We start from the raw sequence: 25004 nt of genomic DNA, 5'->3' as shown, positions 1-25004 counted from the left end.
AGCGGTGTGTCAGGCAGTTTCGATGTCGACTGACACGACGCCTTCGCGAGCAAGCTTCGCTCCTACAGGGGATTGCGGTGTGGCTGGCAATCAGAAGTGGAAGTTCGCACTCAGCAGGGCAGTACGACCCGCCGCCACGTGGGCGTAATGCGTCTGGAACACCTGGTCGAAATAACGCTTGTCGGTCAGGTTCTGTACGTTGAGTTGCAGGTCGACGTTCTTGGTCAGCGCGTAGCTGGCCATGGCGTCGTAGCGCCAGTAGGACGGGATCTCCACCGAGTTGGCGACGTTGCCGAACTGCGAATCGACGAAGGTTGCGCCGCCACCGATGGTCAACTTTTCCGGGATCAGGTCGTAGGTCGACCACAGGGTGAAGTTGTTCCGTGGCGTGCTCGGCATATGGTTGCCTTTGTCGGCGGCGAGGGTGGTCTTGACCACTTCGCTTTCCATGTAGGTATAGCCGCCGAAGACTTTCCAGTTACGGGTCAGTTTGCCGGTGTAGGTCAGCTCCAGACCGTTGACGGTTTGTTCGCCGTCCAGAACTTGGGTGGTGGCGCCGTCCGGATCGTCGATACGGGCGTTGGTTTTCTCGGTGCGGAACAGTGCGGCGGTCAGCGACAGGTCGTCACCGAAGAAGTCCCACTTGGTGCCGATCTCGTAGTTGCGGTTCTTTTCCGGGTCCAGGTCGCTGTTGTTCGCTGCCAGTTCCAGGCTGCCGTTACCGCTGGTTTCACCGGCCGGGTTGCTGGAGGTGGAGTAGGCCGCGTACACGCTACCGTTAGGCAGCGGGTTGTAGACCACGCCGATCTGGTAGTTGACCAGGTCGGTGGTGTTCTCCCGGGAGAAACTGCCCGCCGGGGTGGTTCGACCGGCATTGGCGTAGCCGCTGGATTCGGTCTGGTAGTTGTCGTAGCGAAGGCCCAGGTTCAGGGACCATTGCTCGTTGAACTTCAGGGTATCGAACACATAAGCCGCAGCGGTTTTGGTGTCGGTGTCGGTGAAGGCATTGCTGTCTTTGATGGAGCCCGACCAGTTATCCCCAGGCGTCGGCTTGTACAGGTTGGTGCAGTCGCCGGAGTTGAACAGTGCGCGGTTGCAAGTGGTGCCAGCAGCCGTGGAGGTCAGGATATACGGGCGGTTGTGAGTGTCCTGATAGGAAAACTCCAGGCCGGTGACCAGGCTGTGTTCGATCGCACCGGTGTTGAACTTGGCGCTCAGGTCGGTCTGGTTGACCCAGCCGCTGGACGTCGAGTTACGGCTTTTCGAGCCACGGTAAACGCTGCCGTTGGCCACGTTGCCCTTGCTGTCGTCGGGGTTGGTGACGATGTAGTCGAGGGTCGAACGGGACATGCGGAAGCTGTTGGAAACGGTCAGGTCTTCATTCAGATCGTGTTCGATCTTGATCGTGCCGCTGTCGTTTTCGGTCTGGCGATAATCGCGACCGGTGAGGCCGTAGAAGTTGTCTTTATTGACGTTGGCCGGCTTGTCGACGTGGTACTTGCTGCGGTTCGGGCTCAAGGTCAGCGGCACGCCGTAGTCCGGCATGTCGTCGGTTTCGACGTGGTAGTAACCGACGGTCACGCGGGTGTCGGTGCCCAGGCCGAAGGAGAAGGTCGGCGCCACGCCCCAGCGACTGACGTCCACGCCGTCACGCCCGGCGACGTTGGCTTCGTGCTTCATCAGGTTCAGACGGAAGGCCGAGGTGTCGTTGATCTGCTGGTTCAGGTCGAGGGTGGTGCGCTTGGTCTGGTCCGAACCCCAAGTGAAGCCGCCATTGTAGAAGTTGCCCAGTTTGGCGGTCTTGCTCACCAGGTTCAGGCTGCCACCGGTGGAGCCGGCGCCGGTGAAGGCCGAGCCCGGGCCTTTGCTGATTTCGACGGATTCAACGTCGAAGATTTCACGGCTCTGGGAGGCCGGGTCGCGCATGCCGTCGACGAACACATCGCTTTCAGCGTTGAAGCCGCGAATGATCGGACGGTCGCCGGCCGGGTTGCCGCCTTCACCGGCGCCGAAGGTGATGCCCGGCGTGGTGCGCAATGCGTCGACCAGACTGGTGGCGCCGGTGTCGCGGATCACTTGTTGCGGGATCACGGTGACGCTTTTCGGCGTCTCGCGCAGCGGCGCGGTGTATTTTTTCGAAGCCGAGGTGTCGGTCTTGTAGGAGGTGTCTTGTTCCTCGCCAACCACGCTGGTGGCGTCCAGGGAAATCGCATTGCCCGAGGCTTTTTCGTCAGTCTTCTCGGCAGCGAACACCATGTGCCCAGCGGAGCCGGCAGTGATCGCCATGCCAATGGCAGAGGCGAGCAAACGTGGTGAACTGACCGGTGATTGTTGTAATTGGCGTGACATGTGAATTCCCCTCCCCAAGGATTTGAGGTCGCGGAATATAGGGTAAACAGGTATTTGTATCAATTGCGAAACGTTACTATTCGCGACGAATTTACATTCTTTACAATTTAGCCTTACGGTTTTTGCTGTCTCGTTCGTCTATGGGGTTTTACACGGGCAATAAGAATCAATACCATTGGCGCCCCTTTGACCACTAGGTGTCGTCCCATGCTGCTGCACATTCCCGGCGTGTTCGCGAAAGAAGAAGTGCAGCGCATTCGCGAAGCCCTGGAACAGGCGGATTGGGCCGACGGCAAAATCACCGCCGGCTTCCAGTCGGCCAAGGCCAAGCACAACCTGCAACTGCCGGAAGGTCACCCGTTGGCCAAGGAAGTTGGTGCGGCGATGCTTGAACGGCTGTGGAAAAATCCTCAGTTCATGTCAGCCGCGTTACCGCACAAAGTCTTCCCGCCGTTGCTGAACTGCTACACGGCGGGCGGCAGTTTCGACTTTCACATCGATAACGCCGTGCGCCAGCCCAAGGGCAGCATCGAGCGAGTGCGCACTGACCTGTCGGCGACGCTGTTCTTCAGCGAGCCGGAGGATTACGACGGCGGCGAGCTGGAGATCCAGGACACCTTCGGCACCCAACGGGTCAAGTTACCCGCCGGCGACATGGTCCTGTACCCCGGCAGCAGCCTGCACAAGGTCAACGCCGTCACTCGCGGTACGCGCTATGCCTCGTTCTTCTGGACCCAAAGCCTGGTTCGCGAAGACAGCCAGCGCGCCTTGCTGTTCGAGATGGACGGCGCGATCCAGCAACTGACCCAGGACATGCCCGATCACCCGTCGCTGATCCGCCTCACTGGGACTTATCACAACCTGCTGCGCCGCTGGGTCGAGGTATGAGTTATCAACTGCGCCGCGAGGAAGTCCTCGACGGTGATCGGCTCAAAGCCATGCTTGAGGAAAGTCCGGCGCGGGCGGCCCAAGCGATTCTGATCGCTGCGCGCGAAGGCGTGCTCGATGCCCAGGCATTGCTCGGGCAGATTCTGCTGGACGGGCAGGGCATCGAACAGGATCAGCCGTTGGCCGTGCGTTGGTTCGGGATTGCCGCCAATGGCGGGCACCTGATGGCGCGCAACATGCTCGGTCGTTGTCATGAGCATGGCTGGGGTTGCAGCGCCGATGCTTCAGTGGCTGCTGGGCATTATCGACTGGCGGCCGAGAAGGGCCTGGATTGGGCGATGTACAACTACGCCAATCTGCTGGCCACCGGGCGCGGTGTGGTTGAAGACCAGACGCAGGCGCTGAGTCTTTATCGCCGTGCCGCTGAAATGGGCCACGCGAAATCGATGAACCTGCTGGGGCGTTATCTGGAGGATGGGCGGGTATGTCCGGCGGATCCGCAAGCTGCACGTGATTGGTATCGACGTTCGGCGGTGGGCGGGGATTTTCGCGGGCAGTTCAGTTATGCCGCGCTGCTGGCGGATGAAGGCCATATCGAAGAGGCGCTGGATTGGTTGCGCAAGGCATTGGCCGGCGGGAATCTGAATTTCCTGCGGGTTGCGAGTAAGACATTGGCAAGCGCAACGGATTCGAACATTCGAGCGTTGGCGGCGGATTATGCCCAGCGCTGCGCCGAACTGGAGTACGACCTCAAACCTTTGTAGGCGCGGGGTGTTTTCGGGGGCGGATTTCAGGCACAAAAAAGCCCATGACTCGTCATGGGCTTTTTGTTTTCAGCGGGTAACGCTTACACGTAGAACGATTTCAGCGGCGGGAAGCCGTTGAATTCAACCGCGCTGTAACTGGTGGTGTAGGCACCGGTGGACAACCAGTACAAACGATCACCAATGGCCAGGTTCAGCGGCAAACCGTACTTGTAGTTTTCGTACATGATGTCGGCGCTGTCGCAGGTCGGGCCGGCGATGACGACTTCTTCCATCTCGCCTTTCTTCTCGGTCCAGATCGGGAACTTGATGGCTTCGTCCATGGTTTCGATCAGGCCGGAGAACTTGCCCACATCCGTGTACACCCAGCGCTCTACCGCAGTGCGGGATTTACGCGCGACCAATACCACTTCGCTGACCAGGATGCCGGCGTTGGCGATCAACGAACGGCCCGGTTCCAGGATGATTTCCGGCAGGTCGTCACCGAAATCTTCCTTGAGGAAACGGATGATTTCTTCAGCGTAGGTTTCCAGGCTGTTGGTGCGGGTGATGTAGTTGGCCGGGAAGCCACCGCCCATGTTGATCAGCTTCAGGTGAATGCCGTCTTCTTCTTTCAGGCGCTCGAAGATCACTTTGACCTTGGCGATCGCTGCGTCCCAGACGCTGATGTCGCGCTGTTGCGAGCCAACGTGGAACGAGATGCCGTAAGGCACCAGGCCCAGGTCGCGGGCGAGGATCAGCAGGTCCATGGCCATGTCGGTCTGGCAGCCGAATTTGCGCGACAACGGCCAGTCAGCAGTGGTCGAGCCTTCGGTGAGGATGCGCACGTAGACTTTCGAACCCGGTGCAGCCTTGGCGATGTTGCGCAGATCGGCTTCGGAGTCGGTGGAGAACAGGCGCACGCCCTTGTCGTAGAAGTAGCGGATGTCCTTGGATTTCTTGATGGTGTTGCCGTAGCTGATGCGGTCCGGGCTGACGCCACGGTCCATCACTTTGTCCAGCTCATAGATCGACGCGATGTCGAAGCTCGAGCCTTTCTCTTTGAGCAGGTCGATGATTTCAACGGCCGGGTTGGCCTTGACTGCGTAATAGACTTTGGCGAATTCGAAACCGGCGCGCAGGTCGTCATAGGCCTGGCTGATCATCGCGGTGTCGATCACCACGAACGGGGTTTCTTGGGTGTCGGCGAAGGCCTTCAATCTCTGGAAGGTTTCGCGCGCGTAATAGTCTTCGACGTTGATCGACATGCTGGGATCTCCTACTGGCAAACTAAATTAATCAATGGGCGCAAATGAACGTCCTCCGTATCCCCACTTTGGTTCGCCTACTTCCCAAGGCATGTCGCCGAAAGCAAAAAGGCCATGGGAAATGGTGCTTCCCTTGGCCTTGCTGTCTCGTCGTCAGTACTTGAGCCGGATGGATCGTTTCCAGCATGGACGTTCGGCGCGAACTTTAGGGCGTGAGGGGCTTGAGATCAACAAAAAATGTCGCGTTTTTGCACGCTTCCGTCGTGCGGTCCCTGACAGCTACTGATGTAACCGACCTGCATGACAGTGTGATGTTCCCCGGATGAGGGGATTTTGGCGGGATTCAGATAAATCGAGTTGGCCCATTCGCGGGCAAGCCTCGCTCCTACAGGGTTACTGCATGCCGTGATGTTGCGTACGACACTGCACCTGTAGGAGCGAGGCTTGCCCGCGAAGGCGCCAGATCAGGCCAACGCAGTCTCGGCTGGCGAAACGATGCTGGTCTTGCCGCCACGGGACTTACCGGAGCTCAGGTACTCGGCAATCGATTCCTGGGTCACTTCACCGAGGAACACCCGCTCGGCATCCATTACCGGCAGCCACGAGCGGTTGAACTCGTACATGCGCGACAGCAGGATGCGTAAATGCTCGTCGAACGCCGCGGTGGCGTTGAACTCGCGCAGGTATTGCGCGCAAGTCCCGGTCTGACGGTGCAGGTCGCGACGGCGTACATAACCGAGCGCCTTGTTCTCACCGTCCGTGACCACCACATAACGACGGTCGAGTTCGTCCATCAACTCCAGGGCTTCAGCCACTGGGGTTTCCGGGCTCACCGACGGCGCGTTGTCCGCCGCGTCTTCGGCTTTCACCAGCAACAGACGCTTGAGCGTGCTGTCCTGGCCGACAAAGTTGCTGACAAAGTCGTCCGCCGGGTGCGCGAGCAGGGTGTCCGGGTGATCGATCTGCAACAGCTTGCCGGCGCGGAAGATCGCAATCTTGTCGCCCAGCTTGATCGCTTCATCGATGTCGTGGCTGACCATGATCACGGTCTTGTTCAACGCGCGCTGCATCTCGAAGAACTCGTTCTGGATCATCTCGCGGTTGATCGGATCGACCGCACCAAACGGTTCATCCATCAACAACAGCGGCGCATCTGCCGCCAGTGCGCGAATCACGCCGATCCGCTGCTGCTGACCACCGGACAACTCACGCGGGTAGCGATTCAGGTATTGCTTGGGCTCGAGCTTGATCATGCTCATCAACTCGCGAGCGCGGTCGTGGCATTTCTGCTTGTCCCAGCCGAGCAGGCGCGGAACGATGGTGATGTTTTCTTCGATGGTCATGTTCGGGAACAGACCGATCTGCTGGATCACATAACCGATGTTGCGACGCAGGGTCACGGCGTCGAGGTCGGTGGTGTCTTCGCCGTTGATCAGGATCTTGCCGGAGGTCGGCTTGATCAGGCGGTTGATCATTTTCAGCGTGGTGCTTTTGCCGCAGCCCGATGGCCCGAGGAACACACAGATTTCGCCTTCATTGACGGTCAGGCTTACCGAGTCCACGGCTTTCACATCTTTGCCGTTGCTTTGGAAGGTCTTGCTGAGGTTTTGAAGTTCGATCATTTGAGCAGTCCTTTTGGAGTCAGCGTGCGTTGCAGCCATTGCAGAAGCAGGTCGGCGAAGATGGCCAGGAGACTGACCAGCACGGCGCCGACGATCAGCATCGACATGTCGCTGCGGCTGATTGAAGCGAGAATAAGTACACCGAGGCCACCGGCACCGATGGTCGCGGCGATGGTCATGACACCAATGTTCATGACCACGGCGGTGCGTACGCCGGCGAGGATCACCGGCACGGCGATTGGCAGTTCAACCATGCGCAGGCGCTGGCCGAAGGTCATGCCGATGCCGCGAGCGGCTTCGCGAATGCCGGGTTCGACGCCGGTCAGCGCCAGGTAGGTGTTACGCATGATCGGTAGCAGCGAATACAGAAACACTGCGGTGATCGCCGGCATCGGGCCCAGGCCCTGGCCGAATTTGGAGTAGAACGGCAGCAGCAGGCCGAACAGCGCAATCGACGGCACGGTCAGCAGCACCGTGGCGCTGGCTTGCAAGGGGCCGGCGAGCGTCGGGAAGCGCGTCATCAGCACGCCCAGCGGCACGCCAACAAGGATCGCCAGCGTCACGGCGATGCCGACCAGGGTGATGTGCTGCAAGGTCAGGTGCAGCACCAGCGGCCAATCGAGATGGGAAAAGGCGTTCAGAAATTCCATGTCTTCTCCTCAGTTCAGTGGATGCTGGCGCAGGAAATCTGCGGCAACGGATGAAGGGCTTTCGTGATCGACATCGACCCGCGCATTCAGCTGGCGCATGGTCGCGTCGTCGAACAGTTCAGCCAGTGGCTTGAGTTCTTCGGCAAGCTTTGGATGGGCGTCGAGGTAAACCTGACGCACGACCGGCGCGGCGGTGTAGTCCGGGAAGTAATGTTTGTCGTCTTCGAGCAGCTTGAGTTTGAAAGCGTTCAGGCGACCGTCGGTGGTGTAGACCAGACCGGCAAACACCTGGCCATTACGCAGCGCGGTGTAGACCAGGCCAGCATCCATCTGCCGGATGTTCTTGCGGGTCAGGTTCATCCCGTAGAGATCGACCATGCCGTCCAGACCGTCGGAACGGTTGGCGAACTCGGTGTCCAGCGCGACCAGGTGGTTATCTTTCTTCTCAGCCTGCAACACCGTGTTCAGCTCACTGATGGTGTTGATCTGCGGATAAGCCTTCGCGGTGGTTTCCGGCAGGGCCAGGGCGTAGGTGTTGCTGAATTTCGACGGCGTGAGCCAGACCAGGCCTTTTTTCGCGTCGAGTTCTTTCACCCGGGCGTAGGACTGGGCGCTGTCGAGCTTGTCGGTGACATGGTTGTAAGCCACCAGCGACACGCCGGTGTATTCCCACATCAAATCCAGCTGGCCACTTTCGTGGGCGCTGCGAGCCAGGTTGCTGCCCAGACCGCCGGTCACCTGGGTGTCGTAACCCTTGGTGCGCAGGTACTGGGACGTGATTTCGGCGAGCAGGGTTTGTTCGGTGAACACCCGGGCTCCGATGCGGATCACCGGTTTTTCAGCGGCTTGAGCGATTCCCGAGAACAGCAGAACGCAGCCTATTAGAAAGCTTAATTTCTTCATGATTATTCCTTTGCCGAGGCTTAAGACGGGCGTAGGCCGCGTTCGAGCCAGAGGCGGCTGGCGAGTGTCACCAGGCCGTCGAGCAGCAAGGCCAGCAGGGCGGTACAAGCCGCGCCGAGCAGCAGTTGCGGCTGATTGTTCAGGGCGATGCCAGGGAAAATCAGGCTGCCCAGGCTGTTGGCGCCGATCAGGAACGCCAGCGGTGCTGTACCGACGTTGATCGCCAGGGCCACGCGCACGCCACCGATGATGATCGGCACGGCGTTCGGCAGTTCGACCCGCCACAGCACTTGCGTCGGGGTCATGCCGATGCCGACCGCCGCTTCCTTCAGCGAACCCTGGACGTTTTTCAGGCCTTCATAGGTGTTGCGCACGATCGGCAACAGCGAGGCAAGGAACAGGGCGAAGATCGCGGGGCCGCTGCCGATGCCCAGAATCCCCAGGGCGATGGCCAGTACGGCGAGAGGCGGCACGGTGTTGCCGATATTGAAGATCTGCATGAAGCGTTCAGCGCGTCCCACCATGGTCGGGCGGCTGAGGAAGATACCGGCAGGGATGCCCACTACGAGGGCGGCCAGCATGGAAACAAGGACGAGAATCAAGTGAGCTTGCAGGTAGAACAACAAATCGTCGCGGTAATGTTCGATCGTGTTGATGCCAATCCAGTGGACCAGCAGGGCCAGGAGTGCGACGACAACCGCACCTCCAATAAGCCCCTTGCCATAGCGAATAGCCACAGGCGGACTCCTTTTTTTCTTTGTCGGCGAACGCAGTCCCGTGTGGCAATACCATTCCTGGCTGCCGGGATATCAACGTTCGCGAGAAGCAGCTCTTCATGCTGGTGCAACCGCATGAGATCGAGCCATAAGCGCAGCCTCGTCAGGCTAACTTGCAGGTTTTGCAAACCCTGCTACGAGAGCTGTAACAGGGGAGTGGACGCCTCCACCTTTTAAAAGGTTCCATAATTAACAGCATTTAGCCACCTTTGATCTCGATTACCCGATGTAGCAGCTGTCGAGCCCGCGAGGCTGCGTCCGGCGACGAAGCCGTCGTCAAGTCACCTGTCGCGGTCTGCCTGATACACCGTGCGTCTGGTTTTACGACGACTTCGTCGCCGGACGCAGCCTCGCAGGCTCGGCAGCTGCTACAGGGCGAACGGTGGTTCGGAGGTAACGTTTTGGGCTATACTCGCCGCCCTTTTTTGAATCACCTGCCAGGCGATTTCCCATGACCAAACAGGCCGCCGAAGTCGCGAAACGCCGCACTTTCGCCATTATTTCCCACCCCGATGCCGGTAAAACCACCATCACCGAGAAGCTCTTGCTGATGGGCAAGGCGATTGCGATTGCGGGCACGGTGAAATCCCGCAAGTCCGACCGCCATGCCACCTCCGACTGGATGGAAATGGAAAAGCAGCGTGGTATCTCGATTACCACGTCGGTCATGCAGTTCCCGTATCGCGATCACATGATCAACCTGCTCGACACCCCGGGCCACGAAGACTTCTCCGAAGATACCTACCGCACCCTGACGGCAGTGGACTCGGCCTTGATGGTCCTCGACGGCGGTAAGGGTGTTGAGCCTCGGACCATCGCGCTGATGGACGTTTGCCGTCTGCGTGACACGCCGATTGTCAGCTTCATCAACAAACTCGACCGTGACATCCGCGACCCGATCGAACTGCTCGACGAAATCGAAGCGGTCCTGAAGATCAAGGCTGCGCCGATCACCTGGCCGATCGGTTGCTACCGCGACTTCAAGGGCGTTTACCACCTGGCCGACGACTACATCATCGTGTACACCGCCGGTCACGGCCATGAGCGCACCGATGTGAAAATCATCGAGAAGCTCGACTCCGATGAAGCCCGCGCGCACTTGGGCGACGAGTACGATCGTTTTGTCGATCAACTCGAACTGGTGCAGGGCGCCTGTCACGAATTCAATCAACAGGAATTCCTCGACGGCCAACTGACCCCGGTGTTCTTCGGGACTGCTTTGGGTAACTTCGGTGTCGATCACGTGCTCGACGCCGTGGTCAACTGGGCGCCGAAACCGCTGGCCCGTGTCGCCAATGAGCGCACCGTTGAACCGGTCGAAGAGAAATTCGCCGGTTTCGTGTTCAAGATCCAGGCGAACATGGACCCGAAACACCGCGACCGCATCGCCTTCATGCGTATCTGCTCCGGCAAGTACGAAAAAGGCATGAAGATGCGCCACGTGCGCACCGGCAAAGACGTGCGGATCGGCGATGCGCTGACGTTCTTCTCCTCCGAGCGTGAGCAACTGGAAGAAGCGTTTGCCGGCGACATCATCGGCCTGCACAACCACGGCACCATCCAGATCGGCGACACCTTCACCGAAGGCGAAGTGCTCGGGTTTACCGGTATTCCGCACTTCGCCCCGGAACTGTTCCGCCGCGTACGCCTGCGTGATCCGCTGAAATCCAAGCAACTGCGCCAAGGCTTGCAGCAATTGGCGGAAGAGGGCGCGACCCAGGTGTTCTTCCCCGAGCGCAGCAACGACATCATCCTCGGCGCCGTCGGTGTGCTGCAGTTCGATGTGGTCGCCAGCCGCTTGAAAGAGGAATACAAGGTCGAGTGCTCCTACGAGCCGATCACCGTGTACTCCGCGCGCTGGATCGATTGCGACGATAAGAAGAAGCTCGAAGAGTTCAAGGTCAAGGCAGTGGAAAACCTCGCCATCGACGGCGGCGGTCACCTGACCTACCTGGCCCCGACCCGGGTTAACCTGGCGTTGATGGAAGAGCGCTGGCCGGACGTGAAATTCCGTGCGACACGTGAACATCACTAAGCGCTGATTGGTTACACCAAAAACCCCGTGGCGAAAGCTGCGGGGTTTTTTATTGCCCCGATTCCCCTGACAAAGCAAATTCCCCTGTGGGAGCGGGCTTGCTCGCGAAGGCGGTGTGTCATTCAGCAATGATGGTGACTGATCCACCGCCTTCGCGAGCAAGCCCGCTCCCACAGGGGATCGGTGTTTTTATCGGGTTTGGGTATAACCCTTATTCCAAACCAATCTGCCCATTAACGGCAATTCCCGTCCTTAGTTAGCGTCCTATCTGGTGAACCCTGCCGATCGGAACTAGATTTCAGTCAGCGCCACGGCAATCGGGTCATGCGCCGTCAGGCACCCATGCTGCACCTTAGAAGGGATGGAATCGGCTATGAGCATTTTTCAACGATTTGTGCTGTTGCTTAAGGTTTTGGTGATGCTGTCCGTGGGTATGTCGGCGGCGTGGGCCGAATGCCCGGAGCATGGCGAGCAGGCGTCCAGTGGGCAGGCGGTGCACACGGGGATGATGATCGCCAAGTCTGAATCGGAGGCCGGTGATCAGGGGCAGGGCGGTAGCGCTGACGATGATGACTCGACCACGGACGAGCCTGACAGCGACGACGATGAAGGCGACAGCCAGACGTAGTTGGCAGATAGCAGACAAAAGAAAACCCCTTCTACCGGACTGATGCGCAGCCCGGGAAAAGGGGTTTGGTTAACCGGTAAAGCTGTAATCCGTGTGGGAGCGAGCCTGCTCGCGAAAGCGGTGTGCCATTCAACAGTGATGTCGATTGACACTCCCTCTTCGCGAGCAGGCTCGCTCCCACATTTTTTATGCCGCGCCGTCGAGGAATTGCTCGGCGTAGTGGCAAGCCACCTGCCGACTGTCGAGCAGGCGCAGGGCCGGCTCTTCAGTGCTGCAACGCTCGGTGGCGTACGGGCAACGCTTGTGGAAAGCGCAGCCCGACGGCGGGTTCAACGGGTTAGGCAACTCGCCGACGATCTTGATTTTCGGCTTGTTCGGGTCCGGGTGAATGGTCGGTGTGGCCGACAGCAACGCCTGGGTGTACGGGTGCAGCGGACGCTCGTAGATGTCGTTCTTCGGGCCCATTTCTACCGGGCGGCCGAGGTACATCACCATCACGTCATCGGCCACGTGTTGAACCACTGCCAAGTTGTGCGAGATGAACACGTAGGCGGTGTTGAACTCTTGCTGCAGATCCATGAACAGGTTCAGCACCTGCGCCTGGATCGACACGTCCAGCGCCGAGGTCGGTTCATCCGCCACCAGCACTTTCGGTTGCAGCATCATCGCGCGAGCCAAGGCGATCCGCTGGCGCTGACCGCCGGAGAACATGTGCGGATAACGCTGGTAGTGCTCAGGACGCAAGCCCACCTGCTTCATCATCGCCTGGACTTTCTCGCGACGTTCGGCCGCGCTCAGGTTGGTGTTGATCAGCAGCGGTTCGCCGAGCTGGTCACCGACTTTCTGCCGTGGGTTCAACGATGCGTACGGGCTCTGGAACACCATCTGCACGTCTTTGCGCAGCTGCTTGCGCTGGGCCTTGTCGGCGCCAGTGACTTCTTGCCCGGCGATTTTCAAGGAACCGGAGGACGGCTCTTCGATCAGCGTCAGGGCGCGGGCCAGGGTGGATTTGCCGCAACCCGATTCGCCAACGACAGCGAGGGTCTTGCCGGCTTCCAGTTCAAACGACACACCGTTCAAGGCGCGTACGGTCGCATGGCCCTTGAACAGGCCACGGGACACTTCGTAGTGACGGGTCAGGTCGCGGGCGGTAAGTACGACGGCCATTACGCCACCTCCTGGTTCAGCGGGTAGAAGCAGCGGGCGAGGCTGTTGCTTTTCGGGTCAAGGCCAGGACGTTGCTGACGGCAGGAATCCTGCACGTACGGGCAACGCGGCGACAGCAGGCAACCCTGCGGACGGTCGTAGCGACCGGGAACGATGCCCGGCAGCGTGGCCAGACGCGTAGCGCCGAGGCTGTGTTCCGGAATCGCCTTGAGCAGCGCTTCGCTGTACGGGTGCGCCGGAATGTCGAACAGTTGCGGCACTTGACCCACTTCCACCGCTTGACCGGCGTACATCACGCACACGCGCTGGGCGGTTTCAGCCACGACCGCGAGGTCGTGAGTGATCAGCACCAGGCCCATGTTCTGCTCTTTCTGCAAGGCCAGCAGCAGGTCCATGATCTGGGCCTGGATGGTCACGTCGAGGGCCGTGGTCGGTTCGTCGGCGATCAGCAGTTTCGGTTCGCCGGCAATCGCCATGGCGATCGCAACACGCTGGCTCATACCGCCGGAGAGTTGATGCGGGTAAGCCTCCATACGGCTGGCAGCGCCCGGGATTTCAACTTTTTCCAGCAGTTCGATAGCACGCTTGCGCGCTTGCTTGCCGGACATTTTCAGGTGCAGGCGCAGCACTTCTTCGATCTGGAAACCGACGGTGTAGCTCGGGTTCAGCGCGGTCATCGGGTCCTGGAAAACCATGGCCAGGTCTTTGCCGACGATTTGTCGACGCTGACGGCTGCTGAGTTTGAGCATGTTCTTGCCGTCGAAATTCAGGGCGTCGGCGGTGACGATCCCTGGATGCTCGATCAGGCCCATCAGCGCCATCATGGTCACGGATTTACCGGAACCCGACTCGCCAACGATGGCCAGGACTTCGCCTTTGTCCACGGTGATGTCGAGGCCATCGACTACCGGAACGGCGTTCTTGTCGCCAAAGCGAACGTTGAGATTCTTGATTTCTAACAGTGACATTTGAATCTCCTCAGGCGGCGTTCTTGAGTTTCGGGTCCAGCGCATCGCGCAGACCGTCGCCCATCAAGTTGATTGCCAGCACGCTGAGCAAAATGGTCAAACCAGGCAGACTTACCACCCACCAGGCGCGTTCGATGTAGTCGCGAGCCGAAGCCAGCATGGTGCCCCACTCAGGGGTTGGCGGTTGTACGCCAAGGCCCAGGAAGCCCAGGGCGGCGGCATCGAGAATCGCCGAGGAGAAGCTCAAGGTCGCTTGAACGATCAACGGTGCCATGCAGTTCGGCAGCACGGTGACGAACATCAGGCGTGGCAGGCCGGCGCCGGCGAGGCGCGCGGCGGTCACGTAGTCGCGGTTCAGTTCGCCCATCACCGCGGCGCGGGTCAGACGAACATAGGACGGCAACGAAACCACGGCGATGGCGATGATGGTGTTGATCAGGCCAGGGCCGAGGATGGCGACAATCGCCACGGCCAGCAGCAGGGATGGCAGGGCCAGCATGATGTCCATCAGGCGCATGATGGTCGGGCCGAGCACGCGCGGGAAGAACCCGGCGAACAGACCCAGCAGGATGCCCGGAATCAGCGACATCACTACCGACGACAAGCCGATCAGCAGGGACAGGCGCGAACCGTTGATCAAGCGCGACAGCAGGTCGCGACCCAGTTCATCGGTGCCGAGCAGGAACTGGATCTGCCCACCTTCCAGCCAGGACGGCGGGGTCAGCAGGAAGTCACGGTATTGCTCGCTCGGGTTATGCGGGGCAACCCACGGCGCGAAGATTGCGCAGAAAATCACCAGCAGCATGAACAGCAGGCCGGCGACGGCGCCTTTGTTCTTGGAGAATGCTTGCCAGAATTCTTTGTACGGAGACGGGTACAGCAGGCTTTGATCGACTGCTACCGCTGGAATTGGAGTGGTCATGGTCATGATGATCTCAGCGCTGGTGACGAATGCGTGGGTTGGCAAAGCCGTAGAGGATGTCCACCACGAAGTTGACCAGAATCACCAGGCAGGCGATTAACAGGATGCCGTTTTGCACCACGGGATAGTCCCGTGCGCCAATGGCTTCGATCAGCCATTTGCCGATGCCGGGCCAGGAGAAGATGGTTTCGGTCAGGACCGCACCGGCCAGCAACGTGCCGACTTGCAGGCCGACCACGGTCAGTACCGGAATCAGCGCGTTGCGCAGGCCGTGCACGAACACTACGCGCGCTGGAGACAGGCCTTTGGCACGGGCAGTACGGATGTAGTCTTCACGCAGCACTTCGAGCATCGAAGAACGGGTCATCCGCGCAATAACGGCCAGCGGGATGGTGCCGAGCACGATGGCCGGCAGGATCAGGTGATGCAGGGCGTCGAAGAACGCGCCGACGTCATCGGCCAGCAGGGTGTCGATCAGCATGAAGCCGGTGCGCGGCTCGATGTCATAAAGCAGATCGATCCGCCCGGACACCGGGGTCCAACCCAGGGACACCGAGAAGAACATGATCAGGATCAGGCCCCACCAGAAGATCGGCATCGAATATCCCGCCAGGGAGATGCCCATCACCCCATGGTCGAACAGGGATCCTCGCTTGAGTGCCGCAATCACCCCGGCCAACAGGCCCAGGATGCCGGCGAACAACAGTGCGGCCATGGACAGTTCCAGGGTCGCGGGGAATAGAGAGCTGAACTCGGTCCAGACACTTTCACGGGTACGCAGGGATTCACCAAGGTCGCCGTGGGCCAACTTGCCGATGTAATCCAGGTATTGGGTATACAGGGGTTTGTTCAGACCTAGGCGTTCCATTGCCTGAGCGTGCATTTCGGGGTCGACCCGACGTTCGCCCATCATTACTTCCACGGGGTCGCCCGGAATCATGCGAATCAACGCGAAAGTCAGCAGGGTGATGCCGAAAAACGTGGGGATCAGTAACCCCAGTCGGCGGGCAATAAAACTAAACATCTTGTGTGCTACCTCATCAGCCGGTTAGGCGTGCCTGGCGTCCCTGGTGTCAGGGACGCCGGGAGTTTTCTTATCTACTTCACCTGGGTGGTGGCGAAGTTATTAGTGGTGAGGGGGCTAATGTGGTAGCCCTCTACGTTGTTGCGCATTGCGGTGAACATACGGGTGTGAGCCATGCTGATCCAGGGTTGGTCCTGGTTAAAGACCTCCTGGGCTTGTTCATAGAGCGCTGCTCGTTCGGCCGGGTTCACTTTAGCGCGGGCTTCGTCGATCAGCGTCTGGAATTTCTCGCTGCACCAGCGCGCGTAGTTTTCGCCGTTTTTGGCCGCCTCGCAACTGAGCATAGGCGTCAGGAAGTTATCCGGGTCGCCGTTATCGCCCGCCCATCCGGCAGAAACCATGTCGTGCTCGCCATTTTTGGCGCGCTTGAGCATTTCGCCCCATTCCATGACGCGGATGTCGATCTTGATCCCGACCTTGGCCAGGTCAGCCTGCATCATCTGCGCGCCGAGCATCGGGTTAGGGTTGGTCGGGCCACCGCCGTTACGGGTGAACAGAGTAAACGTGGTGCCTTCCGGTACGCCGGCTTCCTTGAGCAGGGCGCGCGCCTTGTCCAGGTCACGTGGCGGATTGGTCAGCTTGTGGTTGTAGCCCAGCAGGGTGTCCGGGTACGGGTTGACCGCGACGGTCGCGTTGCCTTTGCCGAACAGCGCATTGACGTAGGCGGCTTTGTCGAAGGCGATGTCGATGGCTTTACGCACCCGCACGTCGCTCATGTACTTGTGGGTGGTGTTCATGGCGATGTACGAAACGGTCATCGCGTTCAGTTCATCGACCTTCAGGTTCGGGTCTTTCTTGATGCTCGGGATGTCATCCGGCTTCGGATACAGCGCGATCTGGCACTCGTTGGCCTTGAGCTTTTGCAGGCGCACGTTGTTGTCGGTGGCGATAGCCAGGATCAACGCCTCAGCCGGTGGCTTGCCACGGAAATACTCCGGGTTGGCCTTGAACCGCACCTGAGCATCTTTGGCGTAACGCTGGAAGATGAACGGGCCGGTACCGATTGGCTTGTTGTTCAGGTCGCCGGTCTTGTTGGCTTTGAGCAACTGGTCGGCGTACTCGGCGGAGTAGATCGAAGAGAACGCCATGGCAATGTCGGCCAGGAACGGTGCTTCGCGACGGGTCAGCGTGAAAGTGACGGTGTTGTCATCAATCTTCTCGACGCTTTTGAGCAGTTCCTTGAAGCCCATGCTTTCAAAGTACGGGAAGCCCACGCTCGACAGTTTGTGCCACGGGTGATTCGGGTCCAGCTGACGCTGGAAGCTCCAGACCACGTCGTCGGCGTTCATGTCGCGGGTCGGCTTGAAGTAATCGGTGGTGTGGAACTTGACGCCTTTGCGCAGGTGGAACGTGTAGGTCAGACCGTCCTCGCTGATGTCCCAGGAGTCGGCCAGTGCCGGAATCACTTCAGTGGTACCGGGCTTGAAGTCCGCCAGACGATTGAAGATGGTTTCGGCCACCGCATCGGCTGTGACTGCAGTCGTGTACTGGACCATATCGAAGCCTTCCGGACTGGCTTCGGTGCAGACCACCAGGGGTTTCGCCGAGACGCCAACAGCGACACTCAGCAACGCGGCAGCGATGGCCGCACGTAGGGGAAGCATTTTCATCAAGAACCCTCTGCAATCGGTTGAACAGATAAAAGCCAAACGGCCGACTCGTCATGAGTCAGCCGTTGGCTGGTGTTTTTTACAGAATGTTGAATGGAACGGTGGTCACGAGACGGAACTCGTTGATGCTGCCATCAGCCTGGTTTTCGCTGGCACGGTGAGTGGTGTAGGTCGCACGAACAGTGGTGGCCTTGAGTGGGCCGCTCTGTACGGCGTACGAAGTACCGATGCCGTATTCGTAATGGTGTTCGCCGTCCATGTTGCGTACGTCGTAGGCGGTGCCGGTGTAGTGAGTACCGTCGATGCCCCAGCCGCGAGCCTGGTAGATGTTGAACTTCAGGCCTGGCACGCCGTATTCAGCCATGTTCAGACCGTAAGCGATCTGGAACGATTTTTCGTTCGGGCCGTTGAAGTCGGACAGCAGGGAGTTGGCCAGGTAGATGCCGTTGGTTTCGTGCAGGTAGTCGAAGTACTCGTTACCGTTAACTTCCTGGTACGAGAAGGTCAGGCTGTGAGCCTGGTGAGTCAGGCCCAACGACAGGGAGTAGGTGTCGTTGTCGATTTCGCCCATCTCTTTTTTGCCGGCATCGACGGTTTTGTAGTAGTTCAGGCCGGTGGTCAGGCTCAGAACCTGGCTGTCACCCAGTTCGTGGGTAGCGCCGAAGTAGTACTGGTTCCAGAAGTCTTCAACCTGGGAAGCGTAGAGGCTGGTCTTCAGGCTTTTCAACGGCTGATAGTTCAGGCCGACGATGTTGACGTGGTCGGTTTCAGCGTTGTTGGCGGTGTACTCGGAACGGAATTTCGACAGGCTCTCTTCGGTACGCGGGGATACGCGATCGAAGGTGCCGGCGTCGAACGACAGGTTGTTCAGCTCTTCGCTGTGAATGCTCACACCTTCAAAGCTCGACGGCAGCGGACGGTTGCCGATGGTGTCGACGATCGGGGTGCTGAAGTTCTGGCGACCCGCGGTCAGGGTGGTGTTCGATACGCGGAACTTGACGTTGGCCAGGCCGATTTTGCTCCACTGACCTTGAGCGTCGCCGCCTTCTTTGGTCAGGGTACGGTTGTTACCGGCGCCTGGACGGGTGCCCGGTGCGCCACCGTTGTTGGACGCCAGGTCCTTGCGGTCACGATCCAGCGCGATGGCGTTGTAGGCTGCAACTTCAGTGCTGACACCCACGGTGCCCTGGGTGAAGCCAGAGGTGAAGTTGACGATGGTGCCTTGCACCCAGTTGATCCGGCGATCAGTCGGCGTTGCTACACCGTCCTTGCGGTAGGTGAAAGTGCCGCCACGTTTCAGTTGCTCGTTGGCGTACCAGTTACGGGTCGTGCCTTTAACTGTGGAGCCTTCGAGGAAGCCGGTCGCATCGGCTTGGGCGCTGGAGGTATTGACCGTCACCGGGGTGTATTCCTGGCTCTGGGTTTCCGCGTACGCCGTGGCGGTGATGCTACTGATGGCCAAGGCCAGGATCGCGGTATTGCTCAGTTTCATGGGTGAAGCTCCTTTCTTTCTTTTTTTTAATGCCGGTCTTTTTTGGTGATCCGGCTATTTGGTTAGAACTCATTTGAAGCATCGCAAACGTTTGCTGTAGGCCGGATCGGCGAATTACGGCAATACGCTTGCGTGAGGACGGAATCCGCCCTCAGCGTTTCTGGCTAGTCGGTTATTTTTCTATGCTGACACCCGAGAACACGTTGCGACCAAACGGGCTCACCTTGAACCCGTCGATTTTGGCGCTTAACGGCTGGTTGACCGTCGAGTGAGCGACTGGCGTGATCGGCACTTGCTGCTTGAGCAATTGCTGCGCCTGTTGGTAAAGCACGGTGCGCTGGTCACGATCGGTGACGATCTTGGCCTGCTTGATCAGCTTGTCGTAAGCCGGATCACACCACATGGAGTAGTTGTTGCCGCCAATGGCGTCGCAGCTGTAAAGCGTGCCCAGCCAGTTGTCCGGGTCCCCGTTGTCACCGGTCCAGCCGATCAGGCTGATGTCGTGCTCGCCATTCTTGGTGCGCTTGATGTACTCGCCCCATTCGTAGCTGACGATCTTCACCTTGAGGCCGATTTTCGCCCAGTCAGCCTGGAGCATCTCGGCCATCAACTTGGCGTTGGGGTTATACGGGCGCTGGACCGGCATGGCCCAGAGGGTGATTTCGGTGCCTTCCTTCACGCCGGCAGCCTTGAGCAGTTCCTTGGCTTTTTCCGGGTTGTAGGCGGCATCTTTGATGCTGGTGTCGTAGGACCATTGGGTCGGCGGCATGGCGTTGACCGCCAACTGCCCGGCGCCCTGGTACACGGCGTTGAGAATGCTTTGTTTGTTCACCGCCATGTCCAGCGCCTGACGCACTTCGAGCTGGTCGAACGGTTTGTGCCGCACGTTATAGGCGATGTAGCCGAGGTTGAAACCAGGCTTCTCGATGAGCTTGAGATTCGGGTCGTTCTTCAGTGCCGTCACATCGGCAGGGCGCGGATGCAGGGTGATCTGGCATTCGTTGGCCTTGAGCTTCTGCACCCGCACCGAAGCGTCGGTGTTGATGGCGAAAATCAGGTTGTCGAGCTTGACCCGGCTTGGGTCCCAGTACTGCTTGTTACCGGTGTAGCGGATGTTGGAATCTTTCTGGTAGCTCTTGAACACGAACGGCCCGGTGCCGATCGGCTTCTGGTTGATCTCGCTCGGTTTGCCTTCGGCCAGCAGCTTGTCGGCGTATTCGGCGGAGAGAATCGCGGCGAAGCTCATGGCGATGTTCTGGATGAACGCGGCGTCCACGCTGTTGAGCGTCATGACCACGGTCAGCGGCCCGGTCTTTTCGACCTTGGCGATGTTCTTGTTCAGGCTCATCCCGTTGAAATACGGGAACTCGGTTGGATAAGCCTTACGAAAAGGTTGTTGCGGATCGAGCATGCGATTGAACGTGAACAGCACGTCGTCGGCATTGAAGTCACGGGTCGGCGTGAAGTAGGGCGTGGTGTGGAATTTCACCCCTTCGCGCAGGTGGAAGGTGTACGTGAGGCCGTCTTCGGAAATATCCCAGCTCGTTGCAAGGCCCGGTACGACATTGGTCGCGCCTTTTTCAAATTCTGCCAACCGGTTGTATAGCGGCTCGGCGGCGTCGTTATCGGTCGCAGTGGTGTACTGCGCCGTGTCGAAACCGGCGGGGCTGCCTTCAGAGCAGAAGACCAGGCTGTTGTTGGCGGCCTGGCTGATGGAAGTGGCGGCCAACAGGCCGGTGCCCAGCAATGCGGATAAAACCAAGGTATGGCGCATAACGCTCCCTCTTTTTTTAGTGTTTAACAATGAGCCGCCGTCCCGTCCTGAGACGTGGAGGCTTCATTGATCTCAAACCAGTGCACGCAGCAAACCGAAGGCCCACGCATAAACTGGTCAGAACCCGACGGTATGGGCCGTAGGTCTGGCAGTAAATGCGGAAAAGCCTGAAAAACTCGTAGGAAAAGCCGACACGTCCTAAACGTCTGCGGTAGTCCGCAGTTGTTTTGGCTGTCAGAGAATTCCTACATTCCCGGCAGATAAAGCAACGGCGACGTTAAATACGCCGCCGTTGCCAAATCTTATTTGCTGACGCTGACGCCGTAGAAGGAGTTCAAGCCGAATGGGCTGATCTTGAAGTCCTGCACGTTGTCGCGCATGGGTTGGAACACCGTCGAGTGAGCGATAGGTGTCATCGGAACAGCGTCTTTGAGGACGTGTTGCGCCTGTTTGTACAGTTCGGTGCGCTTGCCCTGGTCGGTCGTGCGCTTGGCTTCTTTTACGATGCCGTCGAACTTCTTGTCACACCACTTGGAGAAGTTGTTGCCCTGCAGCGAGTCGCAGCCGAACAGCACGTTGAGCCAGTTGTCCGGGTCACCGTTGTCGCCGCTCCAGCCAATCAGCATCGCGCCGTTTTCGCCGCCTTTGGAGCGCTTGATGTACTCGCCCCACTCGTAGGTCACGATCTTGGCCTTGATACCGATCTTGGCCCAGTCGGACTGCAGCATTTCAGCCATCAGCTTGGCGTTCGGGTTGTACGGACGCTGAACCGGCATGGCCCACAGGTTGATCTCGGTACCTTCCTTGATGCCCGCTTCCTTGAGCAGCTCTTTGGCTTTCTCAGGGTTGTACGGCGCATCCTTGATGGTGGTGTCGTAGGACCATTGGGTTGGCGGCATGGCGTTGACGGCCAGTTGACCAGCACCTTGGTAAACGGAGTCGATGATCTGCTGCTTGTTGACGGCCATGTCCAGTGCCTGACGCACTTTCAGTTGGGCCATCGGGTTCGGCTGATCGCTGCCCTTGATCTTGTCCATCACGTTGTAGGCGATGTAACCCAGGTTGAAACCAGCCTGGTTAGGCACTTTCAGTGTCTTGTCTTCTTGCAGCGCCTTCAGGTCGGCCGGACGTGGGAACAGAGTGATTTGGCACTCGTTCTTTTTCAGCTTCTGAATACGTACCGACGGGTCGGTGGTGATGGCGAAGATCAGGTTGTCGATCTTCACGTCGTCAGGCTTCCAGTAGTCCTTGTTCCCGGTGTAGCGGATGTTGGAGTCTTTCTGGTAGCTCTTGAACACGAACGGACCAGTGCCGACCGGCTTCTGGTTGATGTCGGCGGCTTTGCCTTCCTTGAGCAGTTGGGCAGCGTACTCGGCGGATTGCACGGACGCGAAGCTCATGGCCATGTTCTGGATGAACGCGGCATCAACTTCTTTCAGAGTGAACTTGACGGTTTTGTCGTCGACTTTATCGATTTTGGTGATGTTGGTATCCATCCCCATATCGGTGAAGTACGGGAATTCAGTCGGGTACGCTTTGCGGAACGGATCATCCTTGTTAATCATGCGATTAAAGGTGAACAGCACGTCGTCGGCGTTGAACTCACGAGTAGGCTTGAAGTACGGGGTGGTGTGGAACTTGACGCCTTCACGCAGGTGGAAGGTGTACGTCAGGCCATCGGTGGAGATGTCCCAGCTGGTCGCCAAACCTGGAATAACAGCGGTGCCGCCGCGCTCGAATTGAGTCAAGCGGTTGAACATGGTTTCTGCAGAGGCGTCGAAGTCGGTTCCGGTGGTGTACTGACCAGGATCAAAACCGGCCGGGCTCCCTTCGGAGCAAAACACCAGGTTAGTCGCCGCTTGGGCGAAAGGTGCGGCAGCTAATAAGCTGGCGCCGACTAAAAACGGAATGACCGCGTGTTTAAGCATGGTGGCCTCATGATTTGTTGTCATTTTTGGAATTAGAGGACGACCTCGTGAGTCGTGCCTGCGGATACTTATGCAGGGGCCATACCCATTGCAAGATCCAGAACGGCCACAAGTCTTAAACAGTGGCACGAACGTACCTTAATGTCGCATATGTATAAATATTGACGCATTTGACCGTTTGCGCGCGTTTTTTACGGTGCAAAAGGCGCCCCACGACGGGGCAACCGGGGCGTATGGCGCACCCGGTTGGCGCGTGGTGTTACTTATTTATACCCACGCCATAGAAGGGCGTGAGGCCAAACGGGCTGATCTTGAAGTCGCTCACTTCCTTGCGCAGTGGCTGGAACACCGTCGAGTTGGCGATCGGTGTGATAGGCACTTGCTCCTTGAGGATTTTCTGCGCCTGCTGGTACAACTTGACCCGCTCGTCACGGTCGGTCGACACCTTGGCCTGCTGGACCAGTTTGTCGTACGCCGGGTCGCACCACTTAGCGTAGTTGCTCCCTTTCACGGCTGCACAGCTGTACAGCACACCGAGCCAGTTATCCGGGTCACCGTTGTCGCCGGTCCAACCGTAGATCATCGCGTCGTGTTCGCCGTTCTTGGCGCGCTTGATGTACTCGCCCCACTCATAGCTGACGATGTTGGCCTTGATCCCGACCTTCTCCCAATCCTGCTGGATCATCTGCGCCGACATCCGCGCATTCGGGTTGGAGGCGCGTTGCACGGTCATGGCCCACAAATTAATGGTGGTACCCGGCGCAACCCCTGCTTCCTTCAGTAGCGCCTTGGCTTTGGTCGGGTCGTGGGGCGCGTCCTTGATGTTCGGATCAAACGACCATTGCGCCGGTGGCAGGGCGTTCTGCGCGAGTTGGCCGGCACTCTGGTAGACGGCTTTGATGATCGCCGGTTTGTCGATGGCCATGTCCAGGGCCTGGCGAACCTTGAGCTGGTCCAGCGGCGGGTGGGTCACGTTGTAAGCCAGGAAACCGAGGTTGAAACCGGCCTGTTTGAGCACGGTCAGGTTCGGGTCTTTCTCCATCACCTCGATGTCCGCAGGGCGCGGGTAGCCGCTGACCTGGCATTCGCCGGCCTTGAGCTTCTGCAAGCGCACGGCAGCATCCGGGGTGATCGAGAACACCAGGTTGTCGATCTTCACGTCCTCGGGTTTCCAGTACGCCTTGTTGCCGGCGAAGCGGATCTGCGAGTCCTTCTGATAACGCTTGAATACGAACGGCCCGGTGCCGACCGGCTTCTGGTTGATGTCCGCGGCTTTGCCTTCCTTTAATAGCTGCGCGCCGTACTCGGCGGATTGCACTGAGGCGAAGCTCATGGCCAGGTTCTGGATGAAGGCGGCATCGACGTTGTTCAGGCTGAAGCGCACGGTGTGCTCGTCGAGCTTGTCGACACTCTTGATGGTTTTGTTCAGGTCCATGTCGGTGAAGTACGGCGACTCGGCGGGGTAGGCCTTGCGGAACGCATTCTCCGGGTCGAGCAGGCGCTGGAAGGTGAACAGCACGTCGTCGGCGTTGAAGTCTCGGGTCGGGGTGAAATAGTCGGTGGTGTGGAACTTCACGCCGTCACGCAGATGGAAGGTGTAGCTCAGGCCGTCCTGGCTTACGTCCCAGCTTGTCGCAAGGCCGGGTTCGACTTCGGTGCCGCCGCGTTTGAATTGGGTGAGGCGGTTGAAGACGGTTTCGGCCGAGGCGTCGAAGTCGGTGCCGCTGGTGTATTGGCTGGGGTCGAAGCCGGCGGGGCTGGCTTCGGAGCAGTAGACCAATGTTGTGGCGGCTTGGGCGAAGGGGGCTGCGGTGGCTAGGGCGATTGCGAGCAGGAGAGGTTTGACGGTGGTTCTTTCCATGGAGTCCCCGGGGGATTTGGGTAGCGGTATACGCTGAGAGTAGCGTTGTTGAGCGGTTGGGCGGAAATATCGTTTTTTCAGGGGGACCCCTGTGTCTGGGCATAGCAGGTCTGGGTAGTGGCGGCCTTTGGGCCGACCATGTTGTTGGTGGTTTGGGGGTATATCCGTTTTTGCGGTTGGGGCTGCTTGAGGTTTCGCCCTTACGGCGAGTCCCTTTTGGCAGACGCCCCAAAAGGAACCAAAAGGTCTTGCCCCTGGCGTCCGGCCCCTCGCTTAGGCTCGGCGTGCCTTCGTTCCGGTATTCATCTGGGGGCATCGCCTACGGTCGGCTTCGCT

General features: G+C 59.0%; 19 protein-coding genes. 4 read left to right on the top strand and 15 right to left on the bottom strand.

Going from position 1 to position 25004, the window contains the following annotated elements; translation table 11 throughout:
- Window positions 1-90: 90 nt before the first annotated feature.
- Window positions 91-2349, bottom strand: a complete 2259-nt coding sequence (locus ACIOYV_RS32040) for a TonB-dependent siderophore receptor (RefSeq protein WP_054050004.1) — start codon at window positions 2347-2349, stop codon at window positions 91-93.
- 207 nt (window positions 2350-2556) lie between these two features.
- On the opposite strand from ACIOYV_RS32040, the gene ACIOYV_RS32035 reads away from it, so the two are divergent.
- Together ACIOYV_RS32035 and ACIOYV_RS32030 are read left to right on the top strand one after the other, a co-directional pair.
- The gene (locus tag ACIOYV_RS32035; RefSeq protein ID WP_054050003.1) at window positions 2557-3237 is read left to right on the top strand and encodes a Fe2+-dependent dioxygenase; all 681 of its coding nucleotides are present in this window, start codon (window positions 2557-2559) and stop codon (window positions 3235-3237) included.
- The gene (locus ACIOYV_RS32030; protein ID WP_401330328.1) at window positions 3234-4001 is read left to right on the top strand and encodes a tetratricopeptide repeat protein; all 768 of its coding nucleotides are present in this window, start codon (window positions 3234-3236) and stop codon (window positions 3999-4001) included. The genes ACIOYV_RS32035 and ACIOYV_RS32030 overlap by 4 nt, the downstream gene beginning before the upstream one ends.
- Before the next feature lie 83 nt (window positions 4002-4084).
- On the opposite strand, the gene ACIOYV_RS32025 is transcribed toward ACIOYV_RS32030, so the two are convergent.
- The 5 genes from ACIOYV_RS32025 to ACIOYV_RS32005 all read right to left on the bottom strand — a co-directional run bounded on the left by ACIOYV_RS32025 (window position 4085) and on the right by ACIOYV_RS32005 (window position 9160).
- On the bottom strand, window positions 4085-5248 hold the full coding sequence (locus ACIOYV_RS32025; RefSeq protein WP_054049998.1) for a type III PLP-dependent enzyme: 1164 nt from the start codon (window positions 5246-5248) through the stop codon (window positions 4085-4087).
- Between the two features lie 464 nt (window positions 5249-5712).
- A complete protein-coding gene (locus ACIOYV_RS32020) occupies window positions 5713-6870 on the bottom strand; it encodes a betaine/proline/choline family ABC transporter ATP-binding protein (RefSeq protein WP_010463440.1) in 1158 nt (385 codons plus the stop codon).
- Window positions 6867-7520, bottom strand: coding sequence for an ABC transporter permease (locus tag ACIOYV_RS32015; RefSeq protein ID WP_054049996.1), 654 nt, complete (start codon window positions 7518-7520; stop codon window positions 6867-6869). Before ACIOYV_RS32015 ends, ACIOYV_RS32020 begins: the two co-directional genes overlap by 4 nt.
- Window positions 7521-7529: 9 nt before the next feature.
- On the bottom strand, window positions 7530-8423 hold the full coding sequence (locus ACIOYV_RS32010; protein WP_290025530.1) for a glycine betaine ABC transporter substrate-binding protein: 894 nt from the start codon (window positions 8421-8423) through the stop codon (window positions 7530-7532).
- A gap of 20 nt (window positions 8424-8443) precedes the next feature.
- Window positions 8444-9160, bottom strand: coding sequence for an ABC transporter permease (locus ACIOYV_RS32005; protein ID WP_054049992.1), 717 nt, complete (start codon window positions 9158-9160; stop codon window positions 8444-8446).
- Window positions 9161-9650: 490 nt separating this feature from the next.
- Here ACIOYV_RS32005 and ACIOYV_RS32000 point away from each other — a divergent pair, with 490 nt between their 5' ends.
- Both ACIOYV_RS32000 and ACIOYV_RS31995 read left to right on the top strand, forming a co-directional pair.
- Window positions 9651-11234, top strand: coding sequence for a peptide chain release factor 3 (locus ACIOYV_RS32000; protein ID WP_054049990.1), 1584 nt, complete (start codon window positions 9651-9653; stop codon window positions 11232-11234).
- Between the two features lie 373 nt (window positions 11235-11607).
- Window positions 11608-11862 carry a hypothetical protein gene (locus tag ACIOYV_RS31995; RefSeq protein WP_401330321.1) on the top strand — a complete coding sequence of 85 codons (255 nt, stop codon included), beginning with the start codon at window positions 11608-11610 and terminating at the stop codon, window positions 11860-11862.
- A 186-nt stretch (window positions 11863-12048) separates the two neighbouring features.
- Here ACIOYV_RS31995 and ACIOYV_RS31990 read toward each other — a convergent pair whose 3' ends face one another.
- From ACIOYV_RS31990 to ACIOYV_RS31950, 9 genes are all read right to left on the bottom strand, one after another.
- Entirely contained in the window at window positions 12049-13029 is a 981-nt protein-coding gene (locus tag ACIOYV_RS31990; RefSeq protein ID WP_046045819.1) for a peptide ABC transporter ATP-binding protein, read from the bottom strand.
- Window positions 13029-13997 (bottom strand): ABC transporter ATP-binding protein, encoded by a 969-nt coding sequence (locus ACIOYV_RS31985; RefSeq protein ID WP_054049984.1) that lies wholly within the window; start codon window positions 13995-13997, stop codon window positions 13029-13031. The genes ACIOYV_RS31990 and ACIOYV_RS31985 overlap by 1 nt, the downstream gene beginning before the upstream one ends.
- A gap of 10 nt (window positions 13998-14007) precedes the next feature.
- Entirely contained in the window at window positions 14008-14919 is a 912-nt protein-coding gene (locus tag ACIOYV_RS31980; RefSeq protein ID WP_054050199.1) for an ABC transporter permease subunit, read from the bottom strand.
- A gap of 13 nt (window positions 14920-14932) precedes the next feature.
- Window positions 14933-15943, bottom strand: a complete 1011-nt coding sequence (locus ACIOYV_RS31975) for an ABC transporter permease subunit (RefSeq protein ID WP_401330316.1) — start codon at window positions 15941-15943, stop codon at window positions 14933-14935.
- A 74-nt stretch (window positions 15944-16017) separates the two neighbouring features.
- Window positions 16018-17613, bottom strand: a complete 1596-nt coding sequence (locus ACIOYV_RS31970; RefSeq protein WP_054049980.1) for an ABC transporter substrate-binding protein — start codon at window positions 17611-17613, stop codon at window positions 16018-16020.
- A gap of 79 nt (window positions 17614-17692) precedes the next feature.
- A complete protein-coding gene (locus ACIOYV_RS31965) occupies window positions 17693-19105 on the bottom strand; it encodes an OprD family porin (protein ID WP_401330312.1) in 1413 nt (470 codons plus the stop codon).
- 172 nt (window positions 19106-19277) lie between these two features.
- Window positions 19278-20879 (bottom strand): ABC transporter substrate-binding protein, encoded by a 1602-nt coding sequence (locus tag ACIOYV_RS31960; RefSeq protein ID WP_163908385.1) that lies wholly within the window; start codon window positions 20877-20879, stop codon window positions 19278-19280.
- 302 nt (window positions 20880-21181) lie between these two features.
- Window positions 21182-22807, bottom strand: coding sequence for an ABC transporter substrate-binding protein (locus ACIOYV_RS31955; RefSeq protein WP_054049975.1), 1626 nt, complete (start codon window positions 22805-22807; stop codon window positions 21182-21184).
- A gap of 259 nt (window positions 22808-23066) precedes the next feature.
- The gene (locus tag ACIOYV_RS31950) at window positions 23067-24668 is read right to left on the bottom strand and encodes an ABC transporter substrate-binding protein (protein ID WP_401330307.1); all 1602 of its coding nucleotides are present in this window, start codon (window positions 24666-24668) and stop codon (window positions 23067-23069) included.
- Window positions 24669-25004: the final 336 nt, after the last annotated feature.

Origin of the sequence: Pseudomonas sp. NPDC087342 (assembly GCF_044744265.1) — a bacterium.
Taxonomy (GTDB): domain Bacteria; phylum Pseudomonadota; class Gammaproteobacteria; order Pseudomonadales; family Pseudomonadaceae; genus Aquipseudomonas; species Aquipseudomonas nunensis.
This window is presented reverse-complemented; position numbering and strand designations above follow the sequence as displayed.